This is a genomic window from Caloramator proteoclasticus DSM 10124, from assembly GCF_900129265.1.
In the GTDB taxonomy this organism is placed as follows: domain Bacteria; phylum Bacillota; class Clostridia; order Clostridiales; family Caloramatoraceae; genus Thermobrachium; species Thermobrachium proteoclasticum.
The window spans coordinates 1-14,884 of sequence record NZ_FQVG01000061.1; the positions used below are offsets into that span (position 1 = coordinate 1).

The following is a 14,884-nucleotide window of genomic DNA, read 5'->3' on the forward strand; positions in this document are numbered from 1 at the left end:
TCTTACCGTGGTCTACGTGTCCTATTGTTCCTATGTTTACGTGTGGCTTGGTTCTCTCAAAATGTGCCTTTGCCATTTCTCTTCTCCTCCTTTATACCTTTATAAATAAATCAATTAAATTAGTTCTCCTTGCTTCTTTCTCCAACTATTTGTGATTGGATACTTGCTGGAACTTCTTCATATGTTGCAAATTGCATTACATATGTTCCTCTACCTTGTGTTTTTGAACGTAGAGTAGTTGCATATCCAAACATTTCAGCTAATGGAACAAATGCTCTTATAACTTGAGCACCATTTCTTGGTTCCATACCTTCAATTCTTCCTCTTCTTGAGTTGATATCACCCATTACATCTCCCATATATTCTTCTGGAACAACAACTTCAACCTTCATTATTGGTTCAAGAAGCACTGGGTCAGCCTTTTGCATTGCATTCTTAAATGCCATAGAACCTGCAATCTTGAAGGCCATTTCTGATGAGTCTACTTCGTGGTATGAACCATCAAATAGTACAACTTTACAGTCGATAACTGGGTATCCTGCAACAACACCGCTTGTCATAGCTTCTTGTATACCTGCATCAATTGCTGGTATATATTCCTTTGGTATTACACCACCAACGATGTTGTTAACAAATTCATATCCCTTTCCTCTTTCTTGAGGTATAAGTTCAATCCAAGCGTGACCGTATTGTCCACGACCACCTGATTGTCTTACAAACTTACCTTCAGCCTTAACAGCCTTTCTAATAGTTTCTTTGTAAGCAACTTGTGGCTTACCAACATTACATTCAACCTTAAATTCTCTTTGAAGTCTATCAACTATTATTTCAAGGTGTAGCTCACCCATACCTGCTATTATTGTTTGACCAGTTTCTTGGTCAGTATAAGTTCTAAATGATGGGTCTTCTTCTGCCAGCTTTTGTAGTGATAGAGCAAGCTTTTCTTGACCAGCCTTAGTCTTTGGTTCTATAGCAATGTGTATAACTGGCTCTGGGAATTCCATCTTTTCAAGTATTATTGGCTTTTCTGAATCACATAGAGTATCCCCTGTTGTAACATCTTTTAGACCAACAACAGCACCTATATCTCCTGCTCTTATTTCTTCTACTTCTTCTCTGTGGTTGGCGTGCATCTTAACAAGTCTTCCTATTCTTTCCTTCTTACCCTTTGTTGAGTTTAGAACATAGCTCCCTGAAGTTAGAATACCTGAATATACTCTTGTAAATGCAAGTTTTCCAACGAATGGGTCAGCCATTATCTTAAATGCAAGTGCTGATAATGGTTCTTCATCACTTGCGTGTCTTTCATCTTCTTCACCTGAATCTGGGTTGACACCCTTAACTGAAGGAATATCAACTGGTGATGGAAGGAATTCAACTACTGCATCAAGTAGTGGTTGAACACCCTTGTTCTTATATGAAGAACCGCAGCAAACAGGAACTATTTCACCAGCTATAGTAGCCTTTCTTAGTCCTGCTTTTATTTCTTCTATTGTAAATTCTTCACCATCTAAGTACTTCATCATTAATTCTTCATCTGATTCAGCAACAGCTTCTATAAGGTTTGTTCTATATTCTTCTGCAAGATCCTTTAATTCCTCTGGAATTTGTGTATGTTCTGAAGTTGTTCCAAGGTCATCTGTGTAAATAAGTGCTTTATTTGCAATAAGGTCGATTACACCCTTAAATGTATCTTCCTTACCTATTGGTATTTGTATTGGAACTGGCTTCGCTCCAAGTCTGTCCTTCATCATTTGAACAACGTTGAAGAAGTCAGCACCCATTATATCCATCTTGTTAACATATGCTATTCTTGGAACACCATACTTGTCCGCCTGTCTCCATACTGTTTCTGATTGTGGTTCAACTCCACCCTTTGCACAGAATACAGCAACAGCACCATCAAGTACACGAAGTGATCTTTCAACTTCAACTGTGAAGTCTACGTGTCCTGGTGTGTCTATTATATTTATTACATGACCTCTCCATTGGCAAGTAGTTGCTGCTGATGTTATTGTGATACCTCTTTCTTGCTCTTGTACCATCCAGTCCATCGTAGCAGCACCTTCGTGAACTTCACCTATTTTGTGAGTTCTTCCTGTATAGAAAAGAATACGTTCTGTAGTTGTTGTCTTACCTGCGTCAATATGCGCCATTATACCTATATTTCTAACCTTCTCAAGTGGTACTAATCTCGGCACTATTTTTCCTCCTCTCTAGGATACTATTTGTATATAGGGAAACCCTAAATGCACATTAACATTATGTGCATTTAGGGTGATTTTTATAAATTTATTACCATCTGTAGTGAGCAAACGCCTTGTTTGCTTCTGCCATCTTATGAGTATCTTCCTTCTTCTTAACAGCAGCACCTGTATTGTTTGCTGCATCCATTATTTCAGCAGCAAGTCTTAGTCTCATATACTTTTCTCCTCTATTTCTTGCTGCATCAACAAGCCATCTGATACCAAGCGTTTGTCTTCTATCAGGTCTAACTTCAACAGGAACTTGGTAAGTTGCTCCACCTATTCTTCTTGCTTTAACTTCAAGAACTGGCATAACATTGTTCATTGCAGTTTCGAATACTTCAAGTGGATCCTTTCCTGTCTTTTCTCTTATTATTTCAAATGCATCGTAGCATATTTTTTGTGCTACGCCCTTCTTCCCGTCCCACATAATCTTGTTGATAAGTTTTGTTACAACAGTGCTATTATATATTGGATCAGGAAGTACTTCTCTCTTTGGAATATAACCCTTTCTTGGCACTTTTCTTCCCTCCTTAACATTAGAATTTAAGTTCATCGGTACTCGGCTCTCGCCGCAAAGTGCTCTGTTAATGCAATCTATATAACCCTAGAAGGAGCTTCATTGCATTGCACACAGCACTAAATATTAAATTACTTCTTTGGTCTCTTAGTACCGTATTTTGATCTTTGTTGCTTTCTGTTAGCAACACCAGCACAGTCAAGAGTACCTCTTACAATGTGATATCTAACACCTGGAAGGTCCTTTACTCTTCCACCTCTTATTAGAACAACGCTGTGTTCTTGTAGGTTGTGTCCTTCACCAGGAATGTACGCAGTTACTTCAATTCCGTTAGTAAGCCTTACTCTGGCAATCTTTCTTAACGCTGAGTTTGGCTTCTTTGGAGTTGTAGTCTTAACTACAGTACATACTCCTCTCTTTTGAGGGCAAGCCTTAAGAGCTGGTGATTTTGACTTCTTTTCAACCTTTTCTCTTCCAAGTCTTACTAGCTGGTTAATAGTTGGCATATGTGCACCTCCTTCCAAAAGTGAAACACATTATATAAAAATAATGTTTAAGCTAATCCTTTAATATACATGCTGCAGACGCTCCAACATCAATTCCACATAATCTTCCAAGTTCTTGCATACTTTCAACAATTACCAGTTCAACTTTAGCTTCATTGCATAAATCGATTATTGGTTGAGTTACTTTTTTATCTGCGTCCTTTGCAACATATACAATTTTAGCAGTTGCCTGCTTTAATGCCTTTAATGTCTGTTTGGCTCCTACAATCTTTTTGTTTGGCAACTTTCCGCTCATTTTACCACCCTCTAAAAAGGCAAAAATACATTGACTATGGACAGCATAATGCTGTCCCATAGTCACACAAACTTAATTTTAACATCTAAAATTCAATGTGTCAACAATACTGTGTTATTATTTTGTTAAATCTGTCTCTGTATTTTCTTCCTCTGTTGTACGTATTTGTATACTTCTGTATTTTGTCATACCAGTACCTGCTGGTATTAGTTTACCTATGATTACATTTTCCTTTAATCCTACAAGTGGATCAATCTTACCCTTTATTGCTGCGTCTGTTAAAACCCTTGTTGTTTCTTGGAATGAAGCTGCAGATAGGAATGAATCAGTAGCAAGTGCAGCTTTTGTTATACCAAGCAGTGAAACTTTACCTTCTGCTGGTCTTAATCCTTTTTCTACTGCCTCTCTATTTACTTCTTCAAATTCAAACATATCTACAAGGCTTCCAGGTAATAGATCTGTATCTCCTGCTTCTTCAATCTTTATCTTTCTCATCATTTGTTTAATTATAATTTCAAGGTGCTTATCATTAATTTCAACCCCTTGCATTCTGTAAACCTTTTGAACTTCTGCAAGAAGGTAAGCTCTAACAGCTTCAACACCCTTTATTCTAATTAAATCGTGTGGATTTACTGAACCTTCTGTTAGAAGGTCTCCAGCTTCTATTACTTGACCATCATAAACCTTTAGTCTTGAACCATAAGGAATTGGATAAACTCTCTCTTCTCCAGAATCTGATGTAACTGTAACTAATTTTCTCTTTCTATCTTCAGTAACCTTTACAAGTCCTCCAATTTCAGAAAGTATTGCAAGTCCCTTTGGTTTTCTTGCTTCAAATAGCTCTTCAACTCTTGGAAGACCTTGTGTAATGTCGGCACCAGCTACACCACCTGTGTGGAATGTTCTCATTGTAAGCTGAGTACCAGGTTCACCTATAGATTGTGCAGCTATAATTCCTACTGCTTCACCTATATTTGTTTTATCACCTGTTGCCATATTCATACCATAACACTTTGAACATACTCCATATCTTGTTTTACAAGTGAATACGCTTCTAATCTTAACTTTTTGTATTCCAAGCTTTTCTATCTTATTTGCTATTTCTTCTGTTATATATTCATTCTTAGCAACAAGTATTTCTCCTGTTTCAGGATTTACAACATCCTCTGCAGCATATCTACCATATACTCTATCCTTAAGTGGTTCGATTACTTCATTTCCATCCTTAATAGCTTCAACATAGAATCCTTCGTGAGTTCCACAATCCTCTTCTCTTACTATAACATCCTGTGAAACGTCAACAAGTCTTCTTGTTAAGTAACCTGAGTCTGCTGTTCTTAATGCTGTATCTGCAAGACCTTTTCTTGCACCGTGTGTTGAAATGAAGTATTCAAGCACGTTAAGACCTTCACGGAAACTTGCTCTAATTGGAAGCTCGATAATCTTACCTGATGGGTTTGCCATAAGTCCTCTCATACCACAAAGCTGTCTAATTTGGTTCTTTGAACCTCTTGCTCCTGAGTGTGCCATCATATAGATTGGGTTTAGCTTATCAAAGCTATCCATAAGAGCATTTGTAACTGATTCTGTTGTTTTCGTCCATGTATCTATAACGCTATTATATCTTTCTTCTTCTGATATAAGACCACGTCTAAACATCTTTTGAATTTCATCAACGTTAGCATCTGCCTGTGCAAGTAATTCCTTTTTAGCCTCTGGAATAATCATATCTGAAACTGAAACTGTTATAGCACCTCTTGTGGAGAACTTAAATCCAAGCGCCTTAATCTTATCAAGAGTTATTGATGCTTGTGTTGGTCCGTGCTTCTTATAAACTCTATCTACAATTTTACCTAATTGCTTTTTATCAACTGAGAAATCAATTTCAAGATCAAACATATTATCTGGATTTGTTCTATCTACAAATCCTATATCCTGTGGAATAGCTTCGTTAAATATTATTCTACCTGGAGTAGCCTTAATTATCTTGCTAACCTTTTGACCATTTATTTCCTTAGTAACCTTTACGTTTATCTTAGCATGTATTCCTACTTCTCCTAACTGATAAGCAAGTAACACTTCTTCTGGTGATGAGAAGTATCTTCCTTCTCCCTTTTCACCTTCTTTTTCAATTGTTAAATAATAAGAACCAAGTACCATATCCTGTGATGGAACTGTAACTGGCTTACCATCTGAAGGTTTTAGCATATTATGAGCTGCAAGCATCAAAAATCTTGCTTCTGCCTGTGCTTCTACTGATAAAGGAACGTGAACCGCCATTTGGTCTCCGTCAAAGTCTGCATTATATGCAGTACATACAAGAGGATGAAGTTTTATTGCACGTCCTTCTACTAAAACTGGTTGGAATGCTTGAATTCCAAGTCTATGTAGAGTAGGAGCACGGTTTAATAGTACTGGATGGTCTTGAATTACCTCTTCAAGTATATCCCAAACTTGGTTGTTAACCTTTTCAACCATCTTCTTAGCACTCTTTATGTTATGAGTTATACCCTTATCAACAAGTGCCTTCATTACAAAAGGCTTAAATAGCTCAAGTGCCATTTCCTTTGGCAGACCACATTGATACATCTTAAGCTCTGGTCCTACTACTATAACTGAACGTCCTGAATAGTCAACACGCTTACCAAGTAGGTTTTGACGGAATCTACCCTGCTTACCCTTTAACATATCTGAAAGTGATTTTAATGGTCTATTACCAGGGCCTGTAACCGGTCTTCCACGTCTGCCATTATCAATAAGTGCATCTACTGCCTCTTGAAGCATTCTCTTTTCATTTCTAACAATTATATCTGGTGCTCCAAGATCAAGTAGTCTCTTTAGTCTGTTATTTCTATTTATAACTCTTCTATATAAATCATTAAGGTCTGATGTTGCAAATCTACCACCATCTAACTGCACCATTGGTCTTAAATCTGGTGGTATAACTGGTATTACATCTAAAATCATCCATTCTGGTTTGTTGTTAGATTTTCTAAAGGCCTCAACAACCTCAAGTCTTCTTATAGTTCTAACCTTCTTTTGTCCTGTACTTCCCTCTAAGTCTGCTCTTAATTCCTTTGCAAGCTTTTCTAAATCTATTTCTTGAAGAAGTTCCTTAACAGCCTCTGCACCCATTCCTGCTCTAAAGGAACCTTCACCATATTTTTCAACTGCTTCTCTATATTCCTTTTCAGTAAGAACTTGTTTCTTTGATAATCCAGTGTTGCCTGGATCTATTACTACATATGCAGCAAAATAAAGTACCTTTTCTAAGGATCTTGGAGACATATCAAGAATTAATCCCATTCTTGATGGAATTCCCTTAAAGTACCATATATGTGATACAGGTGCTGCAAGTTCTATATGTCCCATTCTTTCACGTCTTACCTTTGACTTTGTTACCTCAACACCGCATCTATCACAAACTATTCCCTTATATCTTACTCTTTTATACTTACCACAATGACATTCCCAGTCCTTAACAGGTCCAAATATTCTTTCGCAGAAAAGACCATCCTTTTCTGGTTTTAAAGTTCTATAGTTTATTGTCTCTGGTTTTTTAACTTCACCCTTTGACCATTCTCTTATCTTTTCAGGAGAAGCTAAACCTATTTGAATGGAATCAAAATTATTTAATTCGAACAAGAGGACATCCTCCCTTCATTTTTTATTATGGACTACCTACACATTTTGTAGGTAGTCTCTATTTTATTATTCTTCAAAATCATCAAAACCATCTAAATCTTAATCTATACCAAAATCATCCATCTTTATATCCTCATCCATTAAGGAGCCTATATCTATGTCTTCATCCATCATATCTTCATTTTCTTCACTATCTTCATAAACGATATCTTCCTGTGGTGCAGTTGGGAAGATTCCCTCTACACTTTCCATAGTTTCTTGCATTTCTTCTAAATCATCCTCAATGTCTTCTTTAATTGTGATTTCTTGCTTATCATCAGTAAGTACCTTAACATCAAGACATAGAGATTGTAATTCCTTAATAAGAACCTTAAATGATTCTGGAACTCCTGGTTCTGGTATATTTTCTCCCTTAACTATTGCTTCATATGTCTTAACACGTCCTACAACGTCGTCAGACTTAACTGTTAGTATTTCTTGTAGCATATGAGCTGCTCCATACGCTTCTATTGCCCAAACTTCCATTTCACCAAATCTTTGACCACCAAATTGCGCCTTACCACCAAGTGGTTGTTGAGTAACAAGTGAGTATGGTCCTGTTGATCTCGCATGTATCTTGTCATCAACAAGGTGGGCAAGTTTTAACATATACATATAACCAACTGTTACTCTATTATCAAACTCTTCACCAGTTCTACCATCTCTTAATCTTATCTTACCATCTGGACTAAATCCAGCAAGCTCTAAGCATTTTTCAATGTCCTCTTCTGTTGCTCCATCAAATACTGGAGTTGCTACATGCCATCCAAGCTTTGATGCTGCAAGGCCTAAGTGCACTTCTAATACCTGACCTATGTTCATACGTGATGGAACACCAAGTGGGTTAAGTACTATTTGAAGTGGTCTTCCATCTGGTAAATATGGCATATCTTCAACAGGAAGAACTCTTGAAATAACACCCTTATTTCCGTGACGACCAGCCATCTTGTCACCAACAGAAATCTTTCTCTTTTGAGCTATATATACTCTTACAAGTTCATTTACCCCTGGTGGAAGCTCATCTCCATTTTCTCTTGTAAATATCTTAACATCTACTATTATACCTGCTTCTCCGTGAGGTACTCTCAAGGATGTATCTCTAACTTCTCTTGCCTTTTCTCCAAATATTGCTCTAAGTAATCTTTCCTCTGCTGTAAGTTCAGTTTCTCCCTTTGGAGTTACTTTACCAACAAGTATATCACCTGATCTTACTTCTGCACCTATTCTAATTATACCTCTATCATCAAGATCTTTTAGAGCATCTTCTCCTACGTTTGGTATATCCCTTGTTATTTCTTCTGGTCCAAGCTTTGTATCTCTTGCTTCACATTCGTATTCTTCTATATGGATTGATGTGAATACATCATTCATAACAAGTTCTTCTGAAATCAAAATAGCGTCCTCATAGTTGTAACCTTCCCAAGTCATAAAACCTATTAGTATGTTCTTACCAAGAGCAATTTCACCTTGGTCAATTGAAGGTCCATCGGCTATGATATCGCCCTTCTTTACTCTATCACCTTCATTAACAATAGGTCTTTGATTTATGCAAGTACCTTGGTTGGATCTTTTGAACTTTATTAATTTATAAGTATCTATCTTACCATCTTCATCTCTCTTTATTTGAACTGTATCGCCAGTAACCCTTACAACAACTCCATCTGCCTTTGCAAGCGGAATTACTCCTGAATCCTTTGCTGCTTTATACTCAATACCTGTTCCTACAATTGGTGCCTCAGTCTTTATTAATGGTACCGCTTGACGCTGCATGTTTGAACCCATTAGTGCTCTGTTTGCGTCATCATTTTCAAGGAATGGTATCATAGCTGTTGCAACTGAAACAATTTGTTTTGGTGATACGTCCATTAAATCAACTTGATTTGAAGAAACTACAACTATTTCCTTCTTGGCTCTTGCAGTAACTCTCTTATCTATAAACCTTCCATTTTCATCTAATGGTTCGTTTGCCTGTGCTATTATATATTGGTCTTCTTCATCAGCTGTTAAATATACAACTTTATCAGTTACTAATCCATTTTGCTTATCAACTATTCTATATGGAGTTTGTATAAATCCATATTCATTTACCCTTGCATAGGTTGCAAGTGAGTTTATAAGACCTATGTTTGGACCTTCTGGTGTCTCTATCGGACACATTCTACCATAGTGTGAGTGGTGAACGTCTCTAACTTCGAATCCAGCTCTTTCTCTTGAAAGACCTCCAGGTCCTAATGCAGAAAGTCTTCTTTTGTGTGTAAGTTCTGATAGTGGGTTTGTTTGGTCCATAAATTGTGAAAGCTGTGAGCTACCGAAGAATTCTTTTATAGCTGCTGCTACAGGTCTTATATTAATTAATTGTTGTGGAGTAACTACATCTAAATCCTGAATTGTCATTCTTTCTTTTATTACTCTTTCCATTCTTGATAAACCAATTCTAAATTGGTTTTGAAGTAGTTCTCCAACTGCTCTTAATCTTCTATTACCAAGGTGATCTATATCATCAACATATCCTATACCAAAGGATAGATTTAAACAGTAGCTTATTGAAGCAAATATATCATCCTTAATAATATGCTTTGGAATTAATTGATGTATATTTTGTCTTATTGCATCCTTCACATCTTCTTCATCTTGATATTCATCTAATATCGCTTTAAGTGTAGGATAGTGTACAAACTCTCTAATATTTAAATCGCTCAAATCATATGGTAGATTTAAACTATGGATATCTACAAAATTATTGCCTATTACCTTAACTCTTTTCCCTTCAACAAGAACATCAACTACATTTATACCTGCATTTTGGATAGCCCAAGCTGTCTCTCTTGATATTTTTTGTCCTTCTTCAACAAGGATTTCACCTGTTTCAGGGTGAGCAATGGTATCGGCAGCTATTTGTCCAGCTAATCTTAAAGCTAATGCTAACTTTTTATTAAATTTATATCTTCCAACTCTTGATAAATCATATCTCTTTGGATCAAAGAATAAACCTTCTATTAATGTTGTAGCACTTTCAACTGTTGGTGGTTCTCCTGGTCTTAATCTCTTGTAGATTTCAATAAGACCTTCTTCAGTTGTCTTAGTACTGTCCTTTTCTATAGTTGCTCTTAGGTGTTCATCTTCTCCAAAGAATTGAATAATTTCGTTATCCAATCCTAATCCAAGTGCTCTAATAAATACTGTTAAAGGTAGCTTTCTTGTTTTATCTATTCTAACGTAGATTATGTCGTTAGAATCGGTTTCATATTCTATCCAAGCACCTCTATTTGGAATAATTGTTGATGAGTATAGCCTTTTACCAGATTTATCTATTGTTTCTGCATAGTATGCACCTGGTGATCTTACTAACTGGCTTACTATTACTCTTTCTGCACCATTAATTATAAATGTACCTTGTTCTGTCATTAATGGGAAATCTCCCATAAAGACTTCTTGATCCTTAACTTCTCCGGTCTCTTTGTTAACCAATCTCACCTTTACCTTTAAAGGTGCTGCATAAGTCGCATCTCTTTCCTTACACTCTTCGACAGTATATTTAATATTGTCATAGTCCAGCTTGTAGTCAACAAATTCTAAAACTAAATTACCTGTGTAGTCTGTGATTGGATTGACGTCTTCAAAAACTTCCCTTAACCCTTCATCTAAGAACCATTGATATGAGTTAAGCTGTACTTCGATAAGATTTGGCATGTCAATTACTTCTTTGATTTTTGAGAAGCTCATCCTTGTTCTCTTGCCAACTTGAACAGGATGCACAATGTTGTTTTCAGGATGTACCATTAAAATCTCACCCCTTATGTATTAATAAATGGCTATTGACACTATATATTAAGTTAAATAAAATATTTATCAGCTATCTATATATTTTTTACATAATATGAAAATAATATACAAAATATATTATTTTATTGCATAATAATCCCATTATTCGTGCATTTTAATATAATACCATAATGTGTCCCTTATGTCAAGATAATAATAAAAAGCTCTATTAAATTTATTCTAAATAAATCAAATATTTAATACTTGATAAGTTAATTTTACAAATAAAAAAACATCTTACAAACTCTGTATAAGACAAAAGGAGTTACTGAATTTAGATTCAGTAACTCCTTTTTATTGTTAATATAAAATTACTTTATTTCAACAGTTGCTCCTACTTCAGCAAGCTTTGCCTTAATTTGTTCAGCTTCTTCCTTGCTTACAGCTTCCTTTAGAGTCTTTGGAGCGTTGTCAACAAGATCCTTAGCTTCCTTTAATCCAAGACCAGTTAATTCTCTTACAACCTTGATTACCTTAACCTTTTCAGCACCAGCGTTTGCAAGAATTACATCGAATTCAGTCTTTTCTTCAGCTGCTGGAGCTGCTGCAGCTGCTGCACCTGCTACTGCAACAGGAGCTGCTGCACTTACACCAAACTTTTCTTCACATGCTTTTACTAATTCATTTAGTTCAAGAACAGTCATATTTTCTATAGCTTGAATGATTTCTTGAATTGTCATTTTAAAACACCTCCACTAATTTTTAATTATTATGCATTTGCTTCTTCTTTTTGTTTTCTAATAGCATCAAGCACATAAACAAGGCTTGATAATGGTGACTTGATACTTCCAAGGAATTTTGCAATAAGAACATCTCTTGGTGGTATCTTTGATAGTTCAACAACCTTAGCTGTGTCGAATAGTTGTCCTTGTACAACACCTGCTTTTAGTTGTATTGCTTTATTCTTTTCAGCAAAGTTAGCAAGGATTCTTGCTGGTGCAGTTGGATCGTCATATCCAAAAGCAATAGCAACTGGTCCTTCAAAGTATTGATCTAAACCTTCGATACCTGCTTCCTTAGCTGCTCTTAAAGCTAAAGTATTCTTTACAACTTTGTATTCAACGCCCGCTTCTCTCATATTCTTACGAAGCTCAGTATCTTGCTCAACTGTAATTCCTATATATGATGTCAAAATAGCTGCTTGGGCTTTTTGGAATTTTTCTGCAAGTTCTCTTACTTTTGCTTCTTTAATCTCTCTGTTGCCCACCGTTTACACCTCCTTGTCTTTTATATAGGCCCTTTGTGCAACACAAAAGGCCTCCCGTAGACATAGAGAGGCCTAAATATCATATCTAAAACCTCGGTAGGTTGGTTTCCCGTTATGCACTATGGCACCTACTGTCTACGGCATTTTTTTCGTATTCAGTTCGACTATATTATTATATCAAATTCAAAGCAGCATGTCAATATATTATTCAAGAGTCTTTGCTGGATTAATCTTGATTCCAGGTCCCATTGTGCTTGAAACTGTAACACTCTTGATGTATTGTCCCTTTGCTGCTGCTGGCTTAGCCTTTACTATAGCTTCCATTAATGTATGGAAGTTATCAAGAAGCTTTTCAGTTCCAAATGACTTCTTTCCAATTGGAACGTGTACTATAGCAGTCTTGTCAACTCTGTATTCAACCTTACCAGCTTTAATTTCAGCTATTGCCTTAGCAACATCAAATGTAACTGTACCTGATTTTGGGTTTGGCATAAGTCCCTTTGGACCAAGTATCTTACCTAATCTACCAACAACACCCATCATATCTGGAGTTGCAACTACTACATCGTAGTCAAACCAGTTTTCCTTTTGAATCTTATCAACAAGTTCTTCTGCACCTACATAATCTGCACCTGCAGCTTCAGCTTCTTTAGCCTTATCTCCCTTAGCAAATACTAAAACCTTAACTGATTTTCCTGTACCGTGTGGAAGAACAACTGCTCCTCTAACTTGTTGGTCAGCATGTCTTGGGTCTACACCAAGTCTTACATGCACTTCAATTGTTTCATCAAACTTAGCTTTAGCAGTTTGGATTGCTAAATCTAAAGCTTCCTTTGGACTGTAAAGTACGCTTTTATCAACAAGCTTTGCACTTTCTAAATAATTCTTTCCTCTTTTCATCTTTAACCCTCCTTATGTGGTATTAGCGGTTATAACCTCCCACTAAAAAAGCAGGAAATTACTCAACTATTTCAATTCCCATACTTCTTGCAGTTCCCTTAATCATGCTGATTGCAGCATCTAATGAACCTGCATTTAGGTCTGGCATCTTAAGTTCAGCTATTTCTCTTACCTTAGCCATTGAAACCTTAGCTACCTTTTGCTTATTTGGTACTGCTGAACCTGACTCTATTCCAGCTGCCTTCTTTAATAGTACTGCTGCTGGAGGAGTCTTTAGTATAAAGCTAAATGATCTGTCTTGGTATATTGTGATAACAACTGGGATTATTAATCCTGCTTGGTTTGCAGTCTTTGCATTGAATTCCTTACAGAATCCCATAATGTTAACACCATGTTGACCTAATGCTGGACCTACTGGTGGCGCTGGAGTTGCCTTACCTGCAGGTAATTGAAGTTTTACCATACCTACTACTTTCTTTGCCATTTTCTGTACACCTCCTTAAAATGCGAAATCATATCTTTTCAATCTGGTTAAAATCCAGTTCGACAGGTGTTTCCCTTCCGAACATATTAACCAGAGCTTTTATCTTTTTCTTTTCATAGTTTATTTCCTTTATTTCAGCTATGCAGCTTTCTAATGCTCCACTTATTATTCTTACATTTTCACCAACTTCTACATCTATAAGCTGCACTGGTTCAACTATTCCCATTGCCTTAACCTCTTCATCGGTTAAAGGCACTGGTTTTGAGCCTGGGCCAACAAAGCCAGTAACACCTCTTGTGTTTCTAACTACATACCAGGACTCATCAGTCATAACCATTTTAACCAAAACATATCCAGGAAATTTTTTTCTTTGTACTACTCTTGTTTTATCATTTTTAGTCTCAACGACATCCTCTAAAGGAATTTGAACGTCTTGAATAAGGTCGTGTAAACCTCTATTGTCTATTGTTTTTTCCAAGTTTGCCTTAACCTTATTTTCATAACCTGAGTATGTGTGTACTACATACCATCTTGCTCTTTCTGCCATAGCTTAAGGGACTAACCTCTATAGTCCCTCCCTCCTTTTTATTTAAAATAATTGAGGACACCCTTTAGTATGTTACTAAATACTGAATCGTATACGGCTATTACTACTGTAAAGAACAACATAACCACAAGTGTCTTTATAGTTGATTCCTTTACATCGTTTAATGTAGGCCATGTAATTTTCTTAAATTCGGCCTTTATATCCTTAAAATATGACACTACCCCATTTGATTTAGCTGCCATAAGATTCACATCCTTAATCAAAATTACTTTGTTTCCTTATGAACTGTATGCTTTTTGCAGAATTTGCAATACTTGTTTAGCTCTATTCTATCTGGGTCATTCTTCTTGTTCTTAGTTGTGTGGTAATTTCTTTGCTTACATTCTGTACAAGCTAATGTTATCTTTACTCTCACCTTCTACACCTCCTAGTTGAGAAAAGTGCTACATTACTATTTTTAAGCATTCTATTTAAATTTATCATAAATATTATATTGTGTCAAGAAGACAAATAAATTTAATATTTACCATATTAAAAGTAAAATAGGAAGCTCAGGATAAACCTAAGCTCCCAATACTATTATTCAAAAATCTTAGCAACAACACCAGCACCTACAGTTCTTCCACCTTCACGGATAGCGAATCTTAATCCTTCTTCCATAGCGATTGGAGTG

General features: G+C 36.2%; 14 protein-coding genes and 1 other annotated feature. All 14 genes read right to left on the reverse strand.

Going from position 1 to position 14,884, the window contains the following annotated elements:
• Positions 1-119: 119 nt before the first annotated feature.
• A complete protein-coding gene (fusA, locus tag BUB63_RS11415; protein WP_073249886.1) occupies positions 120-2,201 on the reverse strand; it encodes an elongation factor G in 2,082 nt (693 codons plus the stop codon).
• 94 nt (positions 2,202-2,295) lie between these two features.
• Positions 2,296-2,766: a 30S ribosomal protein S7 gene (rpsG, locus tag BUB63_RS11420; RefSeq protein WP_073249888.1), complete on the reverse strand. Its 471-nt coding sequence runs from the start codon at positions 2,764-2,766 to the stop codon at positions 2,296-2,298.
• Positions 2,767-2,897: 131 nt separating this feature from the next.
• Entirely contained in the window at positions 2,898-3,272 is a 375-nt protein-coding gene (gene rpsL / locus BUB63_RS11425) for a 30S ribosomal protein S12 (RefSeq protein ID WP_027309280.1), read from the reverse strand.
• A gap of 52 nt (positions 3,273-3,324) precedes the next feature.
• On the reverse strand, positions 3,325-3,567 hold the full coding sequence (locus tag BUB63_RS11430) for a ribosomal L7Ae/L30e/S12e/Gadd45 family protein (RefSeq protein ID WP_073249890.1): 243 nt from the start codon (positions 3,565-3,567) through the stop codon (positions 3,325-3,327).
• A 117-nt stretch (positions 3,568-3,684) separates the two neighbouring features.
• Positions 3,685-7,212 (reverse strand): DNA-directed RNA polymerase subunit beta', encoded by a 3,528-nt coding sequence (gene rpoC / locus BUB63_RS11435; protein WP_073249891.1) that lies wholly within the window; start codon positions 7,210-7,212, stop codon positions 3,685-3,687.
• A gap of 99 nt (positions 7,213-7,311) precedes the next feature.
• A complete protein-coding gene (gene rpoB, locus BUB63_RS11440) occupies positions 7,312-11,010 on the reverse strand; it encodes a DNA-directed RNA polymerase subunit beta (protein WP_073249896.1) in 3,699 nt (1,232 codons plus the stop codon).
• Positions 11,011-11,384: 374 nt separating this feature from the next.
• The gene (gene rplL / locus BUB63_RS11445) at positions 11,385-11,753 is read right to left on the reverse strand and encodes a 50S ribosomal protein L7/L12 (RefSeq protein ID WP_027309276.1); all 369 of its coding nucleotides are present in this window, start codon (positions 11,751-11,753) and stop codon (positions 11,385-11,387) included.
• Positions 11,754-11,782: 29 nt separating this feature from the next.
• Positions 11,783-12,280: a 50S ribosomal protein L10 gene (rplJ, locus tag BUB63_RS11450; protein ID WP_073249892.1), complete on the reverse strand. Its 498-nt coding sequence runs from the start codon at positions 12,278-12,280 to the stop codon at positions 11,783-11,785.
• A gap of 33 nt (positions 12,281-12,313) precedes the next feature.
• Positions 12,314-12,439: a sequence feature (ribosomal protein L10 leader region), on the reverse strand.
• 45 nt (positions 12,440-12,484) lie between these two features.
• Positions 12,485-13,180: a 50S ribosomal protein L1 gene (gene rplA / locus BUB63_RS11455; protein ID WP_073249893.1), complete on the reverse strand. Its 696-nt coding sequence runs from the start codon at positions 13,178-13,180 to the stop codon at positions 12,485-12,487.
• Between the two features lie 58 nt (positions 13,181-13,238).
• Positions 13,239-13,664, reverse strand: coding sequence for a 50S ribosomal protein L11 (rplK, locus tag BUB63_RS11460; RefSeq protein WP_027309273.1), 426 nt, complete (start codon positions 13,662-13,664; stop codon positions 13,239-13,241).
• A gap of 28 nt (positions 13,665-13,692) precedes the next feature.
• A complete protein-coding gene (gene nusG, locus BUB63_RS11465) occupies positions 13,693-14,211 on the reverse strand; it encodes a transcription termination/antitermination protein NusG (RefSeq protein ID WP_073249895.1) in 519 nt (172 codons plus the stop codon).
• Between the two features lie 38 nt (positions 14,212-14,249).
• Positions 14,250-14,453: a preprotein translocase subunit SecE gene (gene secE, locus BUB63_RS11470; protein WP_027309271.1), complete on the reverse strand. Its 204-nt coding sequence runs from the start codon at positions 14,451-14,453 to the stop codon at positions 14,250-14,252.
• Between the two features lie 23 nt (positions 14,454-14,476).
• On the reverse strand, positions 14,477-14,626 hold the full coding sequence (gene rpmG, locus BUB63_RS11475) for a 50S ribosomal protein L33 (protein WP_027309270.1): 150 nt from the start codon (positions 14,624-14,626) through the stop codon (positions 14,477-14,479).
• Between the two features lie 164 nt (positions 14,627-14,790).
• Positions 14,791-14,884, reverse strand: a 94-nt coding sequence (locus BUB63_RS11480) for an EF-Tu C-terminal domain-related protein (RefSeq protein WP_479722843.1), incomplete at its 5' end; no start/stop codon positions are given.